Below are 19,662 nucleotides of genomic sequence, written 5' to 3' on the forward strand. Positions count from 1 at the left end.
TCCATCAAGCATCTTAGCCATTTGTATATCATATGGCTAAGCTTGGTTTGCTTATCGGAAAGAAGGTCTAGCATGGTGATGGTATCCTAAAAAAAGTACCATCACTGTTCTACTTTTTATCTTTTACTTTTTTAATAACTTGCAGGCCTATATGCTATCTACCCTCATTGTAGAAGACTTTCTCTTTACTCATCACCTCACAGGGTCTAGCCACCCTGAATCTCCTTATAGGTTTAAAGTAAGTAGGCAAGCTTTACAAACTCAAGGGCTATTAAAAAGAGGAGGTGTTCTTCGGCCTCGCCTAGCAGAAGAAAATGAGCTTTTGTTGTGTCATACTCCTGGCTATCTACAGGAAGTGCAAGATAATATTCAGCAATGTATTTATAGTGGCTCTAAAGATGGCTCTTTTCAACTTTCTACCGGAGATGTACAGATATGTCCTGCATCTGAAAAAATTGCACGCCATGCTGTTGGTGCTGTATTAAATGCTGTAGATAGCGTTATGCTTGCCCAAGCACGCAATGCTTTTTGTCTAGTGCGTCCACCAGGGCATCATGCCTGTATGGATAAGGGCATGGGCTTTTGCCTATATAACAATGTAGCCATCGGTGCGCGCTATGCTTGCCAAAGATACGGATTGCGAAAAGTTTTAATTATAGATTGGGACGTTCATCATGGCAACGGTATACAAGATATTTTTTATGAAGATCCTACAGTTTTTTACTTTAGCACCCATAATAAAAGAATCTATCCGGGTACAGGTTTAAGCCAGGAAGGGGGAAGAGGGGCTGGCAAAGGGTTTAATCTTAACTTTCCTATCGAGCCCCACGAGAATCCTCGACAGAAAATTAAAGAAATTTTTAGTTACCAGCTTATGGAAAGTACAAAAAGCTTTCAACCCGAGTTTATTTTTATTTCGGCAGGTTTTGATGCACATGCACAGGATCCTTTAGGAGGCTTTAATTTGACTACACCAGATTTTGTAGATTTGACACAAATTGTTAAAGATTTAGCAGAAAAGTATTGTAAAGGTCGCTTAGTATCGGCATTGGAAGGTGGCTATAACTTAGAAGTTTTAAAAGAAGTCATTCCAGCGCATGTTCAAGAATTACTGTCCCCTTAAAAACTAGCTTTGCAGGCCCTATCATACGCACCTTGGTAAAGCAGCCCTTATTATATTCAAAATCAATTTTCAGAAAATCTTCCGAGCGGACTTTCACAGTTAAGGGGCCTTCTAATTGATGAAGCTTGGCAGCTGCTAATGCCGCTGCGGTAGCTCCTGTTCCACAGGCAAGTGTTTCTTGCTCCACCCCGCGTTCATAGGTTCTAACATGAAGGATGCCTTGGTCATCTATTTGTACAAAGTTTACATTAACTCCGCGTGGAGCAAAGAGAGGATGAAAGCGTATGGTGCGCCCACATTCATTAAGATTTAAGAAATCGAGTTTGTCCGTAAAGATTACCGCATGAGGCACGCCCGTATCCAAATAATGAATTGTCCAAGGAAAAAGATCAAGCGACCATCGTATTTCAGAAGGGCTTCCCATTTGTACAGCTACATCCTCATCCTCAGAACTAACCTTCAAAGTACTAAATAAAGTTTCAATATTCAGCCACTCTTCTTGAATGCCACATTCTTGAGTAAACTTGAATAGGCAGCGGATACCATTTCCGCACATTTCGGCTTCACTACCATCGGCGTTAAAAATGCGCATTTTGTAATGAGCCTTTTGCGATGTTTCTAAAAGAATAACCCCATCTGCCCCAATCCCTTTTTGCCGAGCGCACAATTTTTGGATAAGGGTAGGAGTTAAAGCAGGAAGCTTAGAAGTTCGATTATCAAAAAGGATGAAATCATTTCCACATCCTGAGTATTTTGAAAAATTAAATAGCATGAATAAAATTAATAAAAATTAAAAGAAGATCACCGACAAGGAAAAAAAAGAAATTAAAAAAGTAATCGTTCTTAATGCTTATCAGGAATTTTCTTTTATTTTTACATCTCTAAATCGTCTATAGAATGAACAATGCCATCTAGCAAACCAAATTCTAGGGCTTCTTGGGGACTTAACCAGTTATCGCGATCCATCGCTTTTTGAATGGTTTCATAGTCTTTACCTGTCTGATGCATGTAAAGTCTTATCAGAGCTTCATGCGTCTTAAGCATTTCTTTTGCTTGAATCTCTAAATCAGTCGCTTGGCCTTTAATCACCCCTCCAATCAGAGGTTGGTGAATCATTATCCTTGACTGAGGGGTAGCAAAGCGTCGTTTCGGAGCTGCTGAAAGGCTTAATACAGAGCCCATAGAGGCTGCTAAGCCGCACACTAAAGTTGTAACAGGAGATTTCATAAGTTGAATTTGATCCCAAATAGCAAATCCTGAGTCGACAGAACCACCGGGGCTATTGATTACAAATAAAATAGGTTTTCCTGGAGCCGTAAGTTCTAAATACCAAAGCTTACGAATAATGCTTTCGGCTGAATTGCTGTCAACCGCATCACTTAAAAAAATGCGGCGGGATTCAAGGATTACGCTATCTATACGATCTTCGAGCCTAATAAAAGGTATGCTGCTATAGTTATCTTTTTCTTTATCTGCTTTAGCCATGGATGTCTTCTCCGAAGATTAAATTAAGCCTTATTATCCTTATTTTAGCTTGCAAAATCAAGCATCATTTACAATGATTTCAGGATAAAGAGGATAGTGCTGCAAAAGTTCTGCTACACGGCTGCGGGATCTTTCTAAAATTGCAGGCTCTACGATTGCTTGTGCTTTACTGGGTTGCCCGGTTTTATTATTTATAATTGGGGTAGTATGAGTAAGGATATCAGCAGAGATATCTGCAATTTCAGCCATTTCCTCAACACCTAATCCTAACGTTGTGACTGCTGCTGCTCCCATGCGGACGCCAGAAGTGTACCAGGGTCCATTTTTGTCAAAAGGTATGGCATTACGATTGACAGTCAACATAGCTTGGCGTAATGCCGTCTCAGCGTGCCTGCCCGTCAACCCATATTGAGTTAAGTCTAAAATTAGCAAATGATTTTCTGTTCCTCCTGTCACTAATCGAATCCCTCTTTTGCGAAATTGAGCAGCAAGGGCTTGCATGTTATCCACAATTTTTTGTGCATAATCGCAGAATGCCTTGCTATTAGCCTCTTTGAAAGCAATAGCTTTTGCAGCTATCACATGGGGCAAAGGACCTCCCAGGACAAGGGGGCATCCTTTATTGACAATGTCGATATATTCTTTAGTGCATAGGATAATGCCGCCACGTGGTCCGCGCAGGGTTTTGTGGGTGGTAGACGTGACAATATGGGCATAAGGAATAGGATTAAACTCACCAGTGAATACTTTCCCCGCCACTAATCCGGCAAAATGAGCCATATCGACCATTAACACAGCCCCCACGCTATCTGCTATTTCACGCATTTTAGCAAAGTTAATTCTGCGAGGATAAGCTGAATAACCTGCTAAAAGAATAGTAGGTTTCTCTTGTTTAGCCATGTTTGCAAGCTGTGAGTAATCTAAAAGCTCAGTAGAGGGATCCACATCATAAAGAACAGCTTTCATCATTTTACTCGATATATTATGCCGGTAGCCGTGTGTTAAATGCCCTCCAGAGTTTAAAGACATTCCCATGACTTTTTGATTAAGCATTAGTTGACGAATATTTTCATATTCGTGGGGAGCTAATTCATCGAGATTTTTTTTACCTAGCTTTTCAATGGCAGGATTTTGCACACGTTGCACAAGAATAGACCAAAAAGCAACCAAATTAGCATCTGCTCCAGAGTGAGGCTGGACATAAGCTTCTTCGCAGCCAAAAATAGACTTAAGCTCTTTGATGGCTATTTCTTCAACTGTATCGACGTTTTCGCAGCCTGCATAAAAACGATGATGGGCAAATCCTTCGGCATACTTATCTGTCAGAAGATTTCCCATAGCAAGTTGAACAGCTAGGGAAGAAAAATTTTCTGAAGCAATAAGCTTAAGATATGAGCGCTGATCTTTAAGTTCTTGCAAGATGCTCGCACTGATTTGAGGGGCTGCTGTTTCAATATAATCTAAAGCTGCTAAGTAGGCGATAGTAGCTTTATTACGTTCGCTGGGGGCACTTTTTGCAAAATAATTGTCTAATAATGTCATACGCAAGCTCCTCATTAAGGATCATAAGAGGAACCAATTTATCTTAAATATGCAAATTTGTAAATGAGATTACTTTTAAGGTTAAGAAATATAAAAGAAGGATTTTTATCGATTGAAGAAGATAACCAAGTTTATGGACTAAATTAAAAAAAATGCAAAATTTAATAATAGATAAATATCTAAATATAAAACCTTTGAGTTTGAATTGAGGTTTTTTTATCAAGGAAGCTGAAAGTTAAGAGGGAATAAGAAAAGAAAAACAATTGAGAAAATTTTAAAAAATTAAGCCATTTGAGTCATTTTAAGCTGATTGAGAGAAGGAGAGGGTGTAAAAAATAATTTATATCGATTAAGTAAAGCTTTTTTTTGTTTTTCTATAAAAATTCTTTTAACTTTTGCATTTCTTCTAGCTGGCTTTCTTTACAAGATGGGTTCATTCAGAAATAAACTTTTTCAGACTTTTTTCTTGAGAATTATCCTGGAAGGAACTATGCTTTATAGCAAAATAGCAAAGACCTGATTAAGGCCACCTTTACAACGCGTAGGAAAAAGCATGCAAGAAGCTCTTAACATAATTTTAGAAATACAAGAATTTGATATGCAGCTTATTCAATTAATGAGGCTCAAAAAAGAGCGCCAAGATGAATTGCATAATATTAATTCTGTTAAATCGGACTTGCAACACCAATCTCTTGTAAAAGAATCGGAAATTGCAGAATTAAAAAAGCATATACGTCTTGTGGAAGGTGAGCATCATGACATTGTCGCTAAGCTAAAGAAGCTGGAAGCGCAACAAAATCATGTAAAAAAGGTAGAAGAGTTTAATGCTTTAAGCCAAGAGATGTCGGCAGTAGATCGAGAACGTATAGCTAAAGAATTGCGATTAAGTGACCTTTATGACAAGCTAGCTATAGAAGAAGACCATCTGAAAAATCTTACTCAAAGCCTTGAAGCAACTAGCGAAAGTAGTAAAGCTCTTGAAGCTGAAATTATGGAAAGTATTCGTGAAATTAATGCTGAGGGAAGACAACTCAAGCAAAAACGTGATGAGCTTGTCCTTAAGGCTGATCCCGAAACATTTCGCATCTACGAGAGATTACTGCGCAATAAAAAAGACCGCGTGGTTGTTCCTATTGAAAACCGTTGCTGTAGTGGATGCCACATTATGTTAACAGCTCAAGATGAAAACCTAGTACGAAAAGGTGAGCGTTTAGTCTTCTGTGAGCATTGCGCACGTATTCATTATTGGCAAGAAAGCGAAGCACTTGAAGGTACAAGTGTGGCTACAAAGACGCGTCGTCGCCGTTCTACAAAAATAAAAAGTTAAGTTTAATCTAAGCGTTTACTTACTATTAAAGCCTTAATTTTTTAAGTAAATCCTACAGTTAAGCCTTTAAGTTTACTTGTCCTTTAGGAAATATCTACCTATAATCACTTCAAGTGAATAAAAGCTCAAGTGAATAAAAGCATGTCTGGGAAGAGAGGCAATCGCTCTTACTTTTTAAGTAAGGGAGGAAAGTCTGGACTTCATAGGAGAGGATACCAGCGAAAAGCTGGGGGCCGTAAGGCTACGGAAAGTGTAACAGAAAATATACCGCTGTTTAACTTCTAGTTAAATAGACAGGGTGAAATGCTAACTTTAAGAGGAAGCTCTACTTGAGGAGACTCAAGAGATGACAAACCCTATCCGAAGCAAGACCGAATTAAAGCTTTATAGTTCTCCGCTATGCTTTATAAGGGTCGCTTGAGCATGTTAGTGATAATGTGCCTAGATGAATGATTGCCCAACGGTCACAAGGCCGTGAGACAGAATCCGGCTTAAAATCTTCCCAGACTTTTATTTTTCTTCTTATCCATTCAAGAAATTAACTTTTTTCAAGCTGGCTCTCTCCTTAAGGCAAGCTTTTTATTAGGTATACGATTACATAAAGAGTTGCTTAAAAAGCAAATTAGATTTTCCTGAGCTGCTTTTCTTACCTAAAGGCCTATCAAAAGCATAGGGTGAATACTTTTTAGTGCATTCATGGGGGTGAATTTTTGCATGGCGAGCAAAAAAGCCCCTCGAAAAGTTTTTTACCTCTAGCTAGGATGGGTTTTTAAGTTTATCCTTTGGATAAAATAGCAAGATAGTTAATGCTATTATCCCTGCCTTACACAGGCGTATTATTATACATCCTAATGCTTTCAAAAAATTCCCGGCGCACTACCTCATTATTTTGAAAGTTACCTCGCAGAATATTAGTGACCGTGTGGCTATGTTCATTTTCAATGCCGCGAGCAATGACACAGTAGTGTTCTGCAATAATCGAAATAGCTACATTCTCAGTATCAAGTAGATGAGCAAGCGAATCTACGATTTGCGCAGCTAATCTTTCTTGCACTTGAGGTCGCTTAGCAAAAAAACGCACGATGCGGGGGATTTTTGATAAGCCGATCAATTTTTTATGAGGGATGTAAGCGACATACGCATAGCCGCGCATAGGAACAAAGTGGTGTTCACAAAAGCTAGTAAAATTAACTTTTACTAGGATAATATTAGCATCTTCCCTTTTAGAAGGTTCATATTTGTTCTCAAAAAAACTCACCTCAGGAAAGTTATCATCTTTAAGCCCAGAAAAGATCTCCTTAACATACATACGAGCAATACGGCTTGGAGTATCTTGCAGGGAATCATCGGATAAATCGAGCCCTAGTATTTGTAGAATCTCGGTGTACTTTTCAGCGATCAGTTTAATTTTTTCCTCATCCGTCTTATCATCTATGCTTTCTAAAATAGGAGATGGATAGCAGGTGCGGATGTGTAAGGGTGCGTTTGCTTGTAGGGGAAGTTGTTTTTTAGGTGCTTTTTTGGCCATGATCTTCCTTCTTTTGCCTATAAATTTCGCTAGCAGTTATGGCAAAGGCATTTGCCACATTTAATGAATTCTTACGGCCTCTCAGGGGGATTTCAATAAGGTGGTCAGCTATCTTTAAAACTTCATCTGAGCAACCATATTCTTCATTGCCTAAGGCTAAGGTAAAGGTTTCAGGAAAAACAAAGTCATATAAAGATATAGCTTGTGGGCTTGTCTCCATCACAATCAAGGGACGAGGCAAATCAGTTGCTTTACAGCTAGGGTGGCACTCTATCCATTGAAAGGTTCCCATAGAAGCATTTTGCACCTGTTGATTGTTTATATAGGGAGTATGCTCAGAGAAATAGATAGCTCCTAAAGCAAAAGCTTCGGTGGTTCGAATAATACTCCCTACGTTATGAGCTGATCTTAAAGAGTCTAAATAGATAGAGATGGGCCATATTTTCTCTCCTTGCGCTCGATCTCCTCGCCGGATAGATGGCAATAAATGATGCTCTCGAACTTTTCGATTAGATAACTTAAGATGGTAATGATAACGATTGGCGATCTCTTTAGCATCCGAGGAGAGTTTATCTTCCGCCTGCATCCATCCTTGTAGCTCATGATAATGAGTTAACATCTCCTCTATAGGTTGGAAGGCAATTTTGCTTTTGTAAATGGCTAATAAAAGCTCTGCACATTTTTTATGTTGTTTTTCCATAGAAAATGATAAGAACTTTCTTTTAGTAAACATTTGGCCTTGACGAATCTTAAGCTTTTTGTTTCTCTGCTTTGACAGCTAAATATTCATCTAAATTTCCGTCAAATACTTGGATACCATTTTCTTCAAAAGCAATAATTTTGTTAGCTACTTGAGAGATCAGATCACGATCATGACTGACGACTACTACTGTGCCTTTATACTCATTTAATCCCCATGCTAACGCAGAGACAGCCTCTAGGTCGAGATGATTATTAGGCTCATCCAGCAAAAGAACGTTATGCTCGGCTAACATCATACCCGCGATAATCAGGCGTGCTGTCTCACCACCAGAAAGACTAGCTACCGGCTTAAAAGCATCGTCTCCACCAAATAGCATTTTGCCCATTACACTACGGATATCTTGATCATAGATACCAGGGCGTCTTTCTTTAAGCCATTCAAACGCTGTTTGCTTAACGTTTTTGTCTACAGCTTCCATATGATTTTGTGGAAAATAACAGATCTGTACTTGATGGCCATGTTCTATATTTCCTTTATCAGGAGATAAAGCTTGTGCTAGCATTCTAATCAGAGTCGTCTTTCCGCGGCCATTATTACCGATAATACCAATTTTATCTTCCCTAGCAATTTCTAAAGAAAAATTGGTAACAACCGCCGGTCCATCATAAGCTTTTTGTATATTGTCTACTTTCAATACAATTTTACCTGGCTGCTTTTCTGTGGGTATAAAACGGATGTAAGGACGTTGAATATTTGTTTTCTTTAGCTCTTGAGGCTGTAAACGAGAAATTTCCCGTTGGCGTGACTGCACTTGGCTTGCACGTGTTCCGGCGCCAAATTTAGACACAAATTCGCGCAGTTGAGCAATCTTTTTTTCTTTAGATTTAGCATCTGCTTCCGCCCGATCGCGTACTGCACTTTTAGCTGCAATCATATCATCATAGTTGCCAGGATAAAGGATGATAGTCTCATAATCGATATCCGCTATATGGGTAGTCACCGAATTCAAGAAATGGCGATCATGGCTGATCACAATAAGCACGCCTTTATAACCGTGCAAAAAGTTCTCCAGCCACCCAATAGACTCTAAATCGAGGTGGTTAGTAGGTTCATCCAGCAGCAAGGCTTGAGGATCTCCAAATAAAGCTTGACATAGTAGCACTCTAAATTGATGGTCTAAGGGAATCTCATGCATTTTAAGATAAAAAAATTCTTCCGCAATTCCCATACCTGCTAATAAAATTTCCGCATTAGATTCAGCAGAATAGCCATCTTCTTCGGCGATAATTCCTTCTATTTCCCCCAGACGCATGCCTACATCATCTGTCATTTCTACTTCATAAAGAGCGTCACGTTCTTTAAAGGCATCCCACAAGCGTTTATTACCCATGATTACGACATCGACCACTTTAATATCGCTATAGGCTTCGATATTTTGTTTTAGAATCCCTACTCGGTCAGGCAGAGTAATGCTTCCACTTGTGGCCTCTTCCACGCCCATAATGATTTTAAGTAAAGTAGTTTTTCCTGCTCCGTTAGGCCCTGTTAAGCCATAGCGATTCCCCGCATTAAAAGTCATAATAACTTCTTCAAATAGGACGCGGCTACCAAAGCTTTTAGATATTTTATTTAAAGTCAGCATAAGATAATAAATTTTAGATTTTTTCCTTATTATATTACCTAGAATACAGATAACTCGCAACTAAAATTCAGGATTAACTTTACCCCCTTTTAAACCCCTTACGCTGCTTTAGAAGTATGTTGAAGCCTTATTACAAAATAATGACCTAAATTTTTTTGCATGAGGCAGAGTTAAATAAATTTAACCATAGAAATTTTTTTGGAAAAATTATCCATCAAAGCGGCAAAAAGAATTAGCTTTTGTGCTCTAGCTTATGAAGCTTTTGCACGGGGATGAGATTGATGATAAACTTTTTTCTTAAGCTTAGGTGATACTTGAGTATAAATAGTGGTGGTAGATAACGAGGTATGGCCTAACAAAACTTGAATGGTTTTTAGGTCCATGCCATTCTCTAACCAATGCGTAGCAATTGTGTGACGAATCGTGTGAGGCGTAATTTTGCCGGCTAAGCCACTATTTCTTATATAATTATCAAATGTTCGATCGATTGAGCGCGTGGTAAGTCGAGTGCCTAACTTATTCAAAAAGATTGCCTGGGAGTCCACTTGTTCTCTATGTCCATCCGTACACGTATGGCGTTCAGGATGCTCGAGATATTTTTGAATCCATTGAGCAGCATTTTTGGTAATGGGAATCACTCTTTCTTTTTTTCCTTTACCTTTAAGGCGTACAAGCAAGTTTTGATGATCAAAATCGCGACGATTAAGAGAAGCTAGCTCACTGACGCGTAATCCAGAGCTGTAAAATAGCTCCATAATTACGCGATCGCGAAAACCTAAGAAAGTAGAGAGGTCCGGTGCTGCAAAGATTTTTAAAACTTGATCGTAGGAAAGAGAGGTGGGAAGCTTTTTTTCTATTTTCGGCGTATCTAGCTCTTCCGTAGGATTAATGCTTATAAATTTATGGGCAAAAGCATATTTAAAGAAGGCACGAATTGAGGAAAGCCGTCTAACAATTGTCTTTTTATTGATACCGCCTTGAGTAAGTGTGGCTAAAAATCCCCGAATGGTTTTACGGTCGATCATGGACAGAGGAATAAGGGCATCATAGGCAGTAGAATATTTATCTATCATGTTATGATGAATTTTAGGTGCTATTTCTTGAGAAGCTCTAGGAGGTAAATGGTGAGTTTCAATATAAATTTTAAAGGCATTTAGATCGATGGCATAATTACGGACAGTATGTTCCGAAGCATTTTTGATGGTTTTAAGATGCTTTAAAAACTTTTGGGCCGTAGAGATAAACATACATTTTTTTCTTAAAGATTTTTAGGAAAAGGAAATGTTAATAAATCATCAGCAATATAAGTGTGGGGGAAGACGGCTCGAGCTTCTTCTTCAAAAGGCCTTAAGTTTTGGTAGCGTGCGGAAAAATGAGTGAGTATAAGTTGCTTTACACCGGCTTCTTTGGCAATAGTAGCAGCTTGCTTGGCGGTTAGATGAAAATGCTTACGTGCTAGTTCCTGATGCTCCTCCAGGTAGGTGCTTTCACAGATTAAAACCTTAGCATGGCGAGCGATATCGATGGCGTTTTGACAGTAACGGGTATCGATAACTACTGCAAGGCTGTCGCCTTTCCTAATATGGCTGACCTGATCTAAAGTCACCGTTTTTCCATCTAAGACCAGAAAACCTTTCTGCTCCAGTTCACGCACTAAAGGTCCTTTAACACCCAAAGTTTGCAGATTATTGCGTTCATATTTGCGGGTGTCAGGTTCTGTAATTCTCCACCCTAAGTTTTCTACACCATGATCCAATTCCACAGCTTCAATGCGAAATTTACCATCATCGTGAACTAGCCCCCCTTTAGAGACGGGATGTTCGACCACATGGATGAGCTCATGATAAATGGTTCCATAGCGCAGACGATCAAAAAAGCGTTTGCCACTTGCCGGGTAATAGCAGTGAATAGGATGAGTAACCTTATCGAGATTAAGACGCATCAAAACAGAACCTAGCCCTAAGCAATGATCTCCATGGAAATGGGAGACAAAGATACGTGTCACCACTGTAGGAGCTACATTAGCGAAAATAAATTGCCTCTGTGTGCCTTCCCCTGGATCAAACAATAGCCCTTCATCATTCCATCGTACTAAATAGGCACCATGGTTGCGCATGCGGGTGGGTTGCTGACTTGAGCAGCCTAAAATGATGATATCTCGTACGGTCATAAACTAAAAAAATTAACGGTTTTTATAAGCAAAAAAGTCCAGGCTACCTAGCAGAAGGCCAACAATAGCTCCTGATAAGTGCGCTGTATTCGCTATACCGGGGGAAAAGGCTGATTTGGTGTAAATTTCCATCAAAAATGATACCAGTTGAATGCCAAACATCGCAATGATAAATACCATAATAAATGTAAAAGTTGAGGCCTGCAATTGATATCCTTCCCAAGCAGCCTTCTTCTGGCGCATCCAGACAAAGGTGAGCATGGCACAGAGCACCCCTGAAAATCCCAGAAAATTAGGCCCCCCCATCAAATATTGTAGAGTATTTGTTAATATGCCTGCGAGAACGATAAATAAAATGTAACGGCTAGAACGCAGGCGCTCTTCCATTTGTTTACCTAAAACAAGGAGCCATATCATGTTAAAGAATAGATGAAAAATATCATCATGGAGCAAAGTAGGGGTTAATAAGCGCCAAATTTGCCCTTCACGAATTTTTTCAAATAAAGGAGGATTAGACTCTTCGGAAGCATTCGCAGTGAAAAAACGATTGCTCAGTTTAGCATACAGTCCTTTCCAGTAGGGGGTATGATTAAAGGTGTTAAGGAGGATCTGCTCCTGAAACGACATTTCCGTAGGATCTTGAAGGCTTTCGATCCCATAAGCACTAATAATTTTATCCATTATGGTGTAAGCGTAAGGATAATCATACATCAAAGCTTTATGGACAGGGGAGTTTAATAGCACGGTGCTGGGTAGTTTATTAGGGATACGATTAAGTGAAGGTGCTGTGAAGGTAGAAAGAAAAAGTAGAAGAGAGCAAAGAATTAATAAGGTGGTAGTAATTTTACCCCAGCCACTGGGTTTAGCATATTGCACTTTTTTTTGGCCTATCATTTTTAAGTGAGCTTCTTTGATTTTTTCTTTCACAGGCTCTTTTAGCCAACTTTTTGAGGTAGGAGCAGCCGCCATAGCAGCTTGAGGATTATCTAAAAAAGCTTGCACTTTTTCCAAGGCTTTTTCTAAGTCTTCTTCTTCAATGACCCACAAGTTATAGATCATATCGCCATAATTTTGGCTACCCCAATCGGTGTTATTCTCTATTTCCAGTTGATGTTTAATGCCGTAGCATTTAAGGAAAGCAGAAAGGTTTTGTGCTTGCTTTTGATTTTTAAATGTTCCTATCAAACGCATGATCGGATCTCCTAAGATGGTAACGAGGAAATTTTCTTTAGTATTTGGGAGGTAGATAGGCCAGGAATCAAATTCACGAGGTGTAGACGCCCGCCACTCCCGCGAACTATCTCTGCTTCTAGGCAATTTTCTCCATATTCTGCTCCATTGACATGTACATCGGGTTTAATAATTTTAAGCAGTTCAATAGGATTGGTTTCTTCAAACCAGGTCACATAATCGATAAAGCTAAGAGCACTTACCATTTGCAAACGAAATTCTAAAGGAATGATAGGACGCCAAGGGCTTTTATATTGCTGAATCGATTGATCACTGTTAAGGGCTGCAATAAGAATATCTGCTTGCTGAGAAGCTTCAAATAAAATTTGCAAATGCCCAGCATGTAGTAAATCGAAGGACCCATTAATCGTGGCAATCTTTTGACCTTGCTTACGTAGCTCTTCAATTTTTTGAGCCAAGTTTATAGGGGTAATATATTTTTTTAAGCATTCTATAGACCATGTTTTAGACATATAAGCACCTTATCCAAAAGTAATGGTTATTTTAACAAGCTCGACTAATTACTAGGTATGGAAATATGCAGATTTATGATCTGTTAATTTTTTTGCCAAGCGATACAAAAATTAAAAAAATTTACTTAAATAAGCTACTCATAATTTTTTGCTTATAAGACAAAAATTAATTCAAAAAGTATTTATCCAATGATTTATGGGGAGTGGCTCTCTTTCTATGATCGTGGCTAAATGAGGAGAGTAAATAGGGTAAATGATTAGCCTATAGGTGTCTATTCTTTCTCTTGCCTTTTTATTCCTTACTAAAAGAAAAAGATCTTCATTAATTTCGATATCGATTTTTATTTTTATGTATGGGTAGAAATTTTTTTATGTTATGGGTGAAAAACAAAACTTAAAATAAAGCTGGCGATAATATGCGCATGCCGTTAGGGACACCGCTTCATTTGATGAAATATAGCAAGATCGAAAAAGAGGAAGAGCTTATAGAACAGTTATCTAGGCATTCTGCAGATTTAGTTTCTTTTTTCCTCGCTGCTTGCAATGATGAGCAATGGGTTGAGTCCTATCCTAACTCAATGAAAGCCCTTTTTAAATGGCTTACCGATGCCCATATTCATACCAACCTTCCTTATCATTTCTTTTATCAGGTCATACCTCCTACTTATCAGCATATGGAATTTCTAAAAGCTTTTATTCCTTTAGATTTAACGATTAAAAGCGGGGAGCAAGAATATTTTTTTAATAGCTTACTATTAAGCCATCATAGTTACTATTTTAGACGACGTATTATGAAAGAGTGCTCTTATGTAGAAAGACGTATTCTTAAGATTGATGGTATTTTTCCTCAAACGATGGAGGTGATTGAAAAGTTTGCCCTGACAAATATTGCGGAAGATGTATGGAAAAAGTCGCCAGAGGAGCTTTGGGCCCTTCTCAAAGATCTAAAAATTTTAGGCTTTGCCCTCTTAAGGGAAGCCTGCGAAAGGGTTTTACATCGATACATAGATAGGAATAACGTATTAGAGATATTGATTAAAGCTCAGCATCATTCCTTACCACTTTTAAAAAGTGGCTGCATAGAGTTTATCAATCAGCTAGATTGGGGCGTGCGTTTTCTGGTGACTTCGCTAAACCGTCTTTCAATAGAATTTCTACATTACAAGTCGATCGCCTTAGAAGTATTCAATACCCTCTCTTCATCTATTACCCACCTTACTTTTTCAGGTAAAATGGCTGCTGATCCTTATTTTAAAATGATGACCAATCATACCCCCCAGCTAATAGGATTAGATTTGAGTGAGTCAGCTATTTTCTTAGACCATCTAGCCGATTTTCCACCCACATTGCAAGAGTTGTGTTTATCGCGTTGCCCCTGGGTTAATGCTGAGGCTTTAAATATCTTAGCAAATACCTGCCCCCATCTTTTGAAACTAGATTTAAGCAACAATGAGCATTTAAACTATGGGATATGGCCTCATCTACAACATTTCAAACAAATAAAGACTCTTGACATCTCGCGTTGCATACAAATTAACGATAATGATTTAAAAATGATTATCCAAGCCTGTCCCTACCTGATTGAATTAAGCCTTGCCAATTGTCAAAAAGTCAGTGGTGAGGCTTTTTTCCACCTAGGTAGGTTGTTACCCAATTTATCCGCTTTAAATCTTTCACGTTCCTTAGTTATAGACGCTGCTTTAATTGATATTATGATGCATTGTAAAAATCTATATTTTCTAGACATTTCTAGATGTGACTCTCTTTCTGAAAAGGGAGTTTTAGAGGGGATTAAAAGATGCCCAAGCTTAAAAAAAGTACTTTTGAAGCATTCACCCATTAGCAAAAATGGAATTGAGTTAATTAGGAAAACTTTTCCTTATCTAGAATTAGAAATTGAGTAGGTTTATCTTTCTTTAATAACCGTTAGTGCTAGCATTTAAAAACCACTGTAGTAGATGTTAAAAGGGCTTAATGATAGGAGTGGCTACAGGCCTATGCAAGCTTGCAATTTTAAAAAAAAATTAAGTTTTTTACATATGCTTATTTGCTGCTTAAAATTCTTCTAGCAGGGGGGTTGAATAATCAATTAAACTTCATATTATCCTAGGCTAAATAAATTTTTAATCGTAAAATTTTTTAGCATCTCCTTACGACATTGTTGTTAGCTTGTTGGCTAGTATTGTCACTATAGGGTGGTTTTCATTAAAGAGCTTAAGAGCAATAGCAAGCGCTTTCTTGGTATATTTTTTTGCTTGGCCTAAATTGCCTTGCTGTTGGTAGATTCCTCCCAAAGCTTGGTAGATTTGTCCTAGGTTATTGTAATAGATTACCACCCTGGGATGATTTTCGCCGAAATGGTTAAGATCGATGGCAAGTGCTTTGTTAATATGCTCTTCCGCCTGGCCTAAATTTCCTTGTTCTTGGCAGATTCCTCCTAGGTTATTGTAATAAATTGCCATCCTGGGATGATTTTCACCATAAAGCTTAAGATCGATGGCAAGTGCTTTCTTGATATATTCAGCCGCTTTGTCTAAATTATGTTGGCCTTGGTAGATTGTCGCTAAGTTATTGTAGTCTCTTGCCACCCTGGGATGATTTTCATCAAAAAGTTTAAGGTCGATAGCGAGTGCTTTGTTAATAAGCTCTTCCGCTTGGACTAAGCTGCCCTCTTGCTGGTAGATCAATCTTAGGTTGTTGTAACAATTTGCCACCTCGGGATGATATTTACCAAAAAGTTCAAGGTTAATAGCGAGCGCTCTGTGAATAAACTCTACGGCCTGGCTTAAATTGCGTTGATTTTGGTAGATTCTTCCTAGGTTGTTGTAACGAATTGCCACCCTGGGATGTTTTTCTCCATAATGCTTAAGATCAATGGTGAGTGCCTTATTAATAAACTCTTCTGCCTGACTAAAATTGCCTTTTTCCTGGTAAATGAGCCCTAGGTTGTTGTAACGAGTGGCCACCCTGGGATGATTTCCTCCATAATGCTTAAGGTCGAGGGTGAGTGCTTTATTAATAAACTCTATTGCCTGGTCTAACTTGCCTTGGCCTTGATAAATTCTTCCTAGGTTATTGTAATGAATTGCCGCATCGGAATGATTTTCACCCGAAAGCTTAAGGTTAATAGCAAGCGCTTTGTTAATATACTTTTCCGCCTGGACTAGATTGCCTTGCTCTTTGTAGATGAGTCCTCGGTTATCATAACGAATGGCTACATCAGGATGATATTCACCAAAAAGCCTAATGGCAATGGCAAGCGCTTTGTTAATAAACTCTACGGCCTGGCCTAAATTGCCTTGGCTTTGGTAGATTGCTCCTAGGTTATTGTAATAAATTGCCACTCTGGAATGAGTTTCGCCGAATAGGTTAAGGTCGATGGCAAGCGCTTTTTTAGTATACTGTGCTGCTTTGCATAAGTTGCCTTGTTCTTTGTAGATTGATCCCAGATTATTGTAAAAATTTGCCACCTCGGGATGATTTTCACCAAAAAGCTTAAAGGCAATGGCAAGTGCTTTGTTACTATAATCTTTCGCTTTATCTAAATTGCCTTGTTCTTTGTAGATTTGTCCTAAGTTATTGTAATCTCTTGCCAGTATGGGATGATTTTCACCAAAAAGGTTAAGATCAATGATAAGCGCTTTCTCAATAGACTTAACAGCCTGTTCTAAATTTCCTTGGGCTTGATAAATTGTTCCTAGATTATTATAACGAAGTGCCACCCTGGGATGATATTCACCAAAAAGCTCAAGGTCAACCGCAAGCGCTTTGTTGCTATACTCTTTCGCTTTGTCTAAATTACCTTGGTCTTGGTAAATGATGGCAAGAGCATTTAAAACCTCTGCATTTTGTGGATTTTCTTGTTCTGCTAAAAGATAGTATTTTTCTGCTTTCGTATGTTGGAAAAGCCTTAAGGCTATACCTCCTTGCGTCTGTAGTGAGTTATCCTCCAACCCAGAAGATTTAAGTATATCTTCATTACCTGATAAAAAATCTTGAATAACTTGATAGAAAGGAATGAAGATGTGGTAGATTTCTTTTATCTTTTTTAAGGCTTTATGATCTAGGGCAAACTGCTTTTTAATAAGATCTGGATCCTCAAACCCAAAAGGCTTAAGCAGAGGATTCATCATTTCCTGTTGAGCTTGGTAATGAGAATAAGTCTTAAGACGCATGAATAATGCTACGCTCATCCAATCTTTTAGCTTTTCACTGGCTCTTTTCGTTATAATTTTTAATTCACTTAGCTTATCAATTCTAGTAAACGTGTCGGAAGCTTCTACTTTTTTAAGAAGAGCTAACCGGTCTAAAGCTAAATGAGGAAACCGATAAAAATCATTTTTAACTTTAAATAACATTCCTTGTTTGCTTAGGTTACCCATCCCTGGGTCAAAATTTTCCATATCCTCATAAACTAAATGATGCAGGGCTAGGTATTGGCGTATATTAAGGTTTTGTTGATAAGGAGTATGAAGCTTATGCTGGATATTATATCTATATTGCTCAGTTAGCTCTTCATTGCCTAACAAAGGAGTAAAGTTTAGCAATTCCATAGGAAGATGGGGCTCTTTTTTATGCCACCACTCGCCTTTTTCATCTTTACCTACATATTGGGCCATCTGTCCAGGAGTTTGGATGAGTTCGAATGTTTTACCATTGCCCAACGGAGTTTTGCAGCCTTTTCCTTCTACTCCTGCTCCATCAAAGGCAAAGCCCCGTGGCGTCATGCTATCGAAAAAGCTTATTGCTTTTAAGCAAGGGATGTTCAAAGCAGGAAGAATAGTTTCCCCTAAATTGATAACCTGTAAATGAAGTAAATTTGTCAGATTTCTAAAGTACTTCCTGTTTACAGGAGTATCTTCTTGTATAAGAATGCCAAATTCTAAGTCAGAATAAGGGGTCATTTCTTCCCTAGCTAATGAACCAAAGCCTATCATGGCATATTCACAAGGCGCAGGATCTAATTGATGCAAGGCCTGTATTACAAGCTGCCCAAAGAAAGTTTTTATCTGGTGGGCTATCTCACCATACAGTTCTCTTACCTCTAGGGAAGAAGGGTCTTCTGGCAAAGTTTGGATTTTCTTCTCTATCTCTTCTCTAAATTTTTTTAATTTGTTGCGATTGCGTTCAAATTGCTTTCTCATTACCGTAGAATCAAAGGGTTTACCTTTACATTGTTTAATAAGTAAATTTTGAACTTGGCAGAGTCTATCCCTAAGAACTTTTTGACGCTCTTGAGGAGCTAGGCGTAAGGCATAATTATAAAGGCCTGCCGCTTGCAGGAGCGTTTCCGGCGTTTGCTTTCTTAGATAAATGTCACCTAATTCTTCTATGCAAAAGCTTTCTTGAATAGGATCTTTCTCTTGGACAGCAATTTGTAAAGCTAAAGTATAGGTTTGTTCTAATTCTTTTATCTTCTCGTCTGATAAAAGCTCCTGGCTTTCCAATGTTTCTAGGGGGCTTTTTAATGCATTCATCGATAGAGAATTAGAAAAAAGAGCATTGGAGGAGGCTATCGACTTTGAAAGAAAAGATTTATCTTGCTTTAAAGGCTTTTGAGCATAGATAAAATGCCCGCCTAAATCTACAATAAAGATATATTGTTGAGGCCTTTCTTCTTGAGGAATCGATTCCCATTCCTGGGATCTATTATCTTCCGATAAGCCTACTTTTGGAAAGATAATCATATCATTAATACCGCAAATCAATCGTTCTTCATTAACCGTTACTAGCCTTATAGGAATGGATAAAGCCGAGGCTAATAAATCTCCCTCGCCTAAGCCGCTTATCCAACTTCCTTTTTCTATTATTTCTTCTGCTCTTTTGCTGTTGTTGTGCTTAATAATGTCTGAGAGCACTTGTCTTAAATAAGAAATTTTATCGCTAGACATGTCAAGTAATGGAATCTTTTTAGAAAGGGAAGCATAGCTTCCTAAAAAAGCATTAAAAAAGCAGTCCCCATCACCTGCAATCCCTTTTAATTCAATGCCTTCTTTATGTAAATAGGTAGCTACAGTATTTACTTTTGCTTCCTGTGAGCCGCTAATAATAGTCGCTGGATTACACCATAAGGATTTAGCTATTTGAGAGGGGCTCCAGTGAGGGGGAGAAGGATCCAAGGAATTTGCTTCATTAGCAGCAAGCTGATTGGATGTAAGTAAATTACTTTTAATTTTCTTTAAATAAAGCCTTTTCCATCCATCAATCTGTTCAATTAATTGCTTCCACTCTTTACAAACACCTCGTGCGTTAGTTAGATCTTGCTGACTCAGCTCCTGGAAAATCTTTAAGCTAATTTCTGCATACGGGCCTAGCCCTAGATAAGGCTTTTCTTCTGCTAGTTCCTTAAATGTAGTAAATATAAAAGAGTTAATAGAGGAACTTTCTAAGTTCATAAGCTTATCCTCCTTTTATCTAACTTTATTTTCACCTGCACTTC

14 protein-coding genes and 1 other RNA gene are annotated in these 19,662 nt (G+C 38.4%); 4 read left to right on the forward strand and 11 right to left on the reverse strand.

Going from position 1 to position 19,662, the window contains the following annotated elements; genetic code table 11:
* Window positions 1-151: 151 nt before the first annotated feature.
* Window positions 152-1,123 carry a histone deacetylase gene (locus tag NEOC84_RS01510; protein WP_166154620.1) on the forward strand — a complete coding sequence of 324 codons (972 nt, stop codon included), beginning with the start codon at window positions 152-154 and terminating at the stop codon, window positions 1,121-1,123.
* Here the strand turns inward: NEOC84_RS01510 and dapF are convergent.
* From dapF to NEOC84_RS01525, 3 genes are all read right to left on the reverse strand, one after another.
* Complete coding sequence (gene dapF / locus NEOC84_RS01515) at window positions 1,086-1,895, reverse strand: diaminopimelate epimerase (RefSeq protein WP_166154622.1); 810 nt, start codon at window positions 1,893-1,895, stop codon at window positions 1,086-1,088. The two genes, NEOC84_RS01510 and dapF, sit on opposite strands and share 38 nt — an antisense overlap.
* 101 nt (window positions 1,896-1,996) lie before the next feature.
* On the reverse strand, window positions 1,997-2,608 hold the full coding sequence (locus NEOC84_RS01520) for an ATP-dependent Clp protease proteolytic subunit (protein WP_042241773.1): 612 nt from the start codon (window positions 2,606-2,608) through the stop codon (window positions 1,997-1,999).
* Window positions 2,609-2,665: 57 nt separating this feature from the next.
* Window positions 2,666-4,150, reverse strand: coding sequence for a glycine hydroxymethyltransferase (locus NEOC84_RS01525; protein ID WP_166154624.1), 1,485 nt, complete (start codon window positions 4,148-4,150; stop codon window positions 2,666-2,668).
* Window positions 4,151-4,703: 553 nt separating this feature from the next.
* Between NEOC84_RS01525 and NEOC84_RS01530 the strand changes: the two genes are divergently transcribed.
* A complete protein-coding gene (locus tag NEOC84_RS01530; protein ID WP_166154626.1) occupies window positions 4,704-5,477 on the forward strand; it encodes a C4-type zinc ribbon domain-containing protein in 774 nt (257 codons plus the stop codon).
* A 145-nt stretch (window positions 5,478-5,622) separates the two neighbouring features.
* Window positions 5,623-5,987, forward strand: an RNA gene (gene rnpB, locus NEOC84_RS01535) — RNase P RNA component class A.
* A gap of 313 nt (window positions 5,988-6,300) precedes the next feature.
* On the opposite strand, the gene folE is transcribed toward rnpB, so the two are convergent.
* The 7 genes from folE to NEOC84_RS01570 all read right to left on the reverse strand — a co-directional run bounded on the left by folE (window position 6,301) and on the right by NEOC84_RS01570 (window position 13,223).
* Complete coding sequence (gene folE, locus NEOC84_RS01540) at window positions 6,301-7,005, reverse strand: GTP cyclohydrolase I FolE (RefSeq protein ID WP_166154628.1); 705 nt, start codon at window positions 7,003-7,005, stop codon at window positions 6,301-6,303.
* Window positions 6,986-7,705, reverse strand: coding sequence for an RNA methyltransferase (locus NEOC84_RS01545; protein ID WP_166154630.1), 720 nt, complete (start codon window positions 7,703-7,705; stop codon window positions 6,986-6,988). Before NEOC84_RS01545 ends, folE begins: the two co-directional genes overlap by 20 nt.
* A 49-nt stretch (window positions 7,706-7,754) precedes the next feature.
* Window positions 7,755-9,350: an ABC-F family ATP-binding cassette domain-containing protein gene (locus NEOC84_RS01550; RefSeq protein WP_166154632.1), complete on the reverse strand. Its 1,596-nt coding sequence runs from the start codon at window positions 9,348-9,350 to the stop codon at window positions 7,755-7,757.
* A gap of 251 nt (window positions 9,351-9,601) precedes the next feature.
* Window positions 9,602-10,597 (reverse strand): tyrosine recombinase XerC, encoded by a 996-nt coding sequence (locus NEOC84_RS01555; RefSeq protein ID WP_166154634.1) that lies wholly within the window; start codon window positions 10,595-10,597, stop codon window positions 9,602-9,604.
* Between the two features lie 11 nt (window positions 10,598-10,608).
* The gene (locus NEOC84_RS01560) at window positions 10,609-11,520 is read right to left on the reverse strand and encodes a ribonuclease Z (protein ID WP_166154636.1); all 912 of its coding nucleotides are present in this window, start codon (window positions 11,518-11,520) and stop codon (window positions 10,609-10,611) included.
* 12 nt (window positions 11,521-11,532) lie between these two features.
* Entirely contained in the window at window positions 11,533-12,711 is a 1,179-nt protein-coding gene (locus tag NEOC84_RS01565) for a rhomboid family intramembrane serine protease (RefSeq protein ID WP_166154638.1), read from the reverse strand.
* An 11-nt stretch (window positions 12,712-12,722) separates the two neighbouring features.
* Complete coding sequence (locus NEOC84_RS01570; protein ID WP_166154640.1) at window positions 12,723-13,223, reverse strand: adenylyltransferase/cytidyltransferase family protein; 501 nt, start codon at window positions 13,221-13,223, stop codon at window positions 12,723-12,725.
* Between the two features lie 416 nt (window positions 13,224-13,639).
* On the opposite strand from NEOC84_RS01570, the gene NEOC84_RS01575 reads away from it, so the two are divergent.
* On the forward strand, window positions 13,640-15,127 hold the full coding sequence (locus tag NEOC84_RS01575) for a BTB/POZ domain-containing protein (RefSeq protein WP_166154642.1): 1,488 nt from the start codon (window positions 13,640-13,642) through the stop codon (window positions 15,125-15,127).
* Between the two features lie 246 nt (window positions 15,128-15,373).
* On the opposite strand, the gene NEOC84_RS01580 is transcribed toward NEOC84_RS01575, so the two are convergent.
* On the reverse strand, window positions 15,374-19,618 hold the full coding sequence (locus NEOC84_RS01580; RefSeq protein WP_166154644.1) for a tetratricopeptide repeat protein: 4,245 nt from the start codon (window positions 19,616-19,618) through the stop codon (window positions 15,374-15,376).
* Window positions 19,619-19,662: the final 44 nt, after the last annotated feature.

The organism is Neochlamydia sp. AcF84 (genome assembly GCF_011087585.1).
Taxonomy (GTDB): domain Bacteria; phylum Chlamydiota; class Chlamydiia; order Chlamydiales; family Parachlamydiaceae; genus Neochlamydia.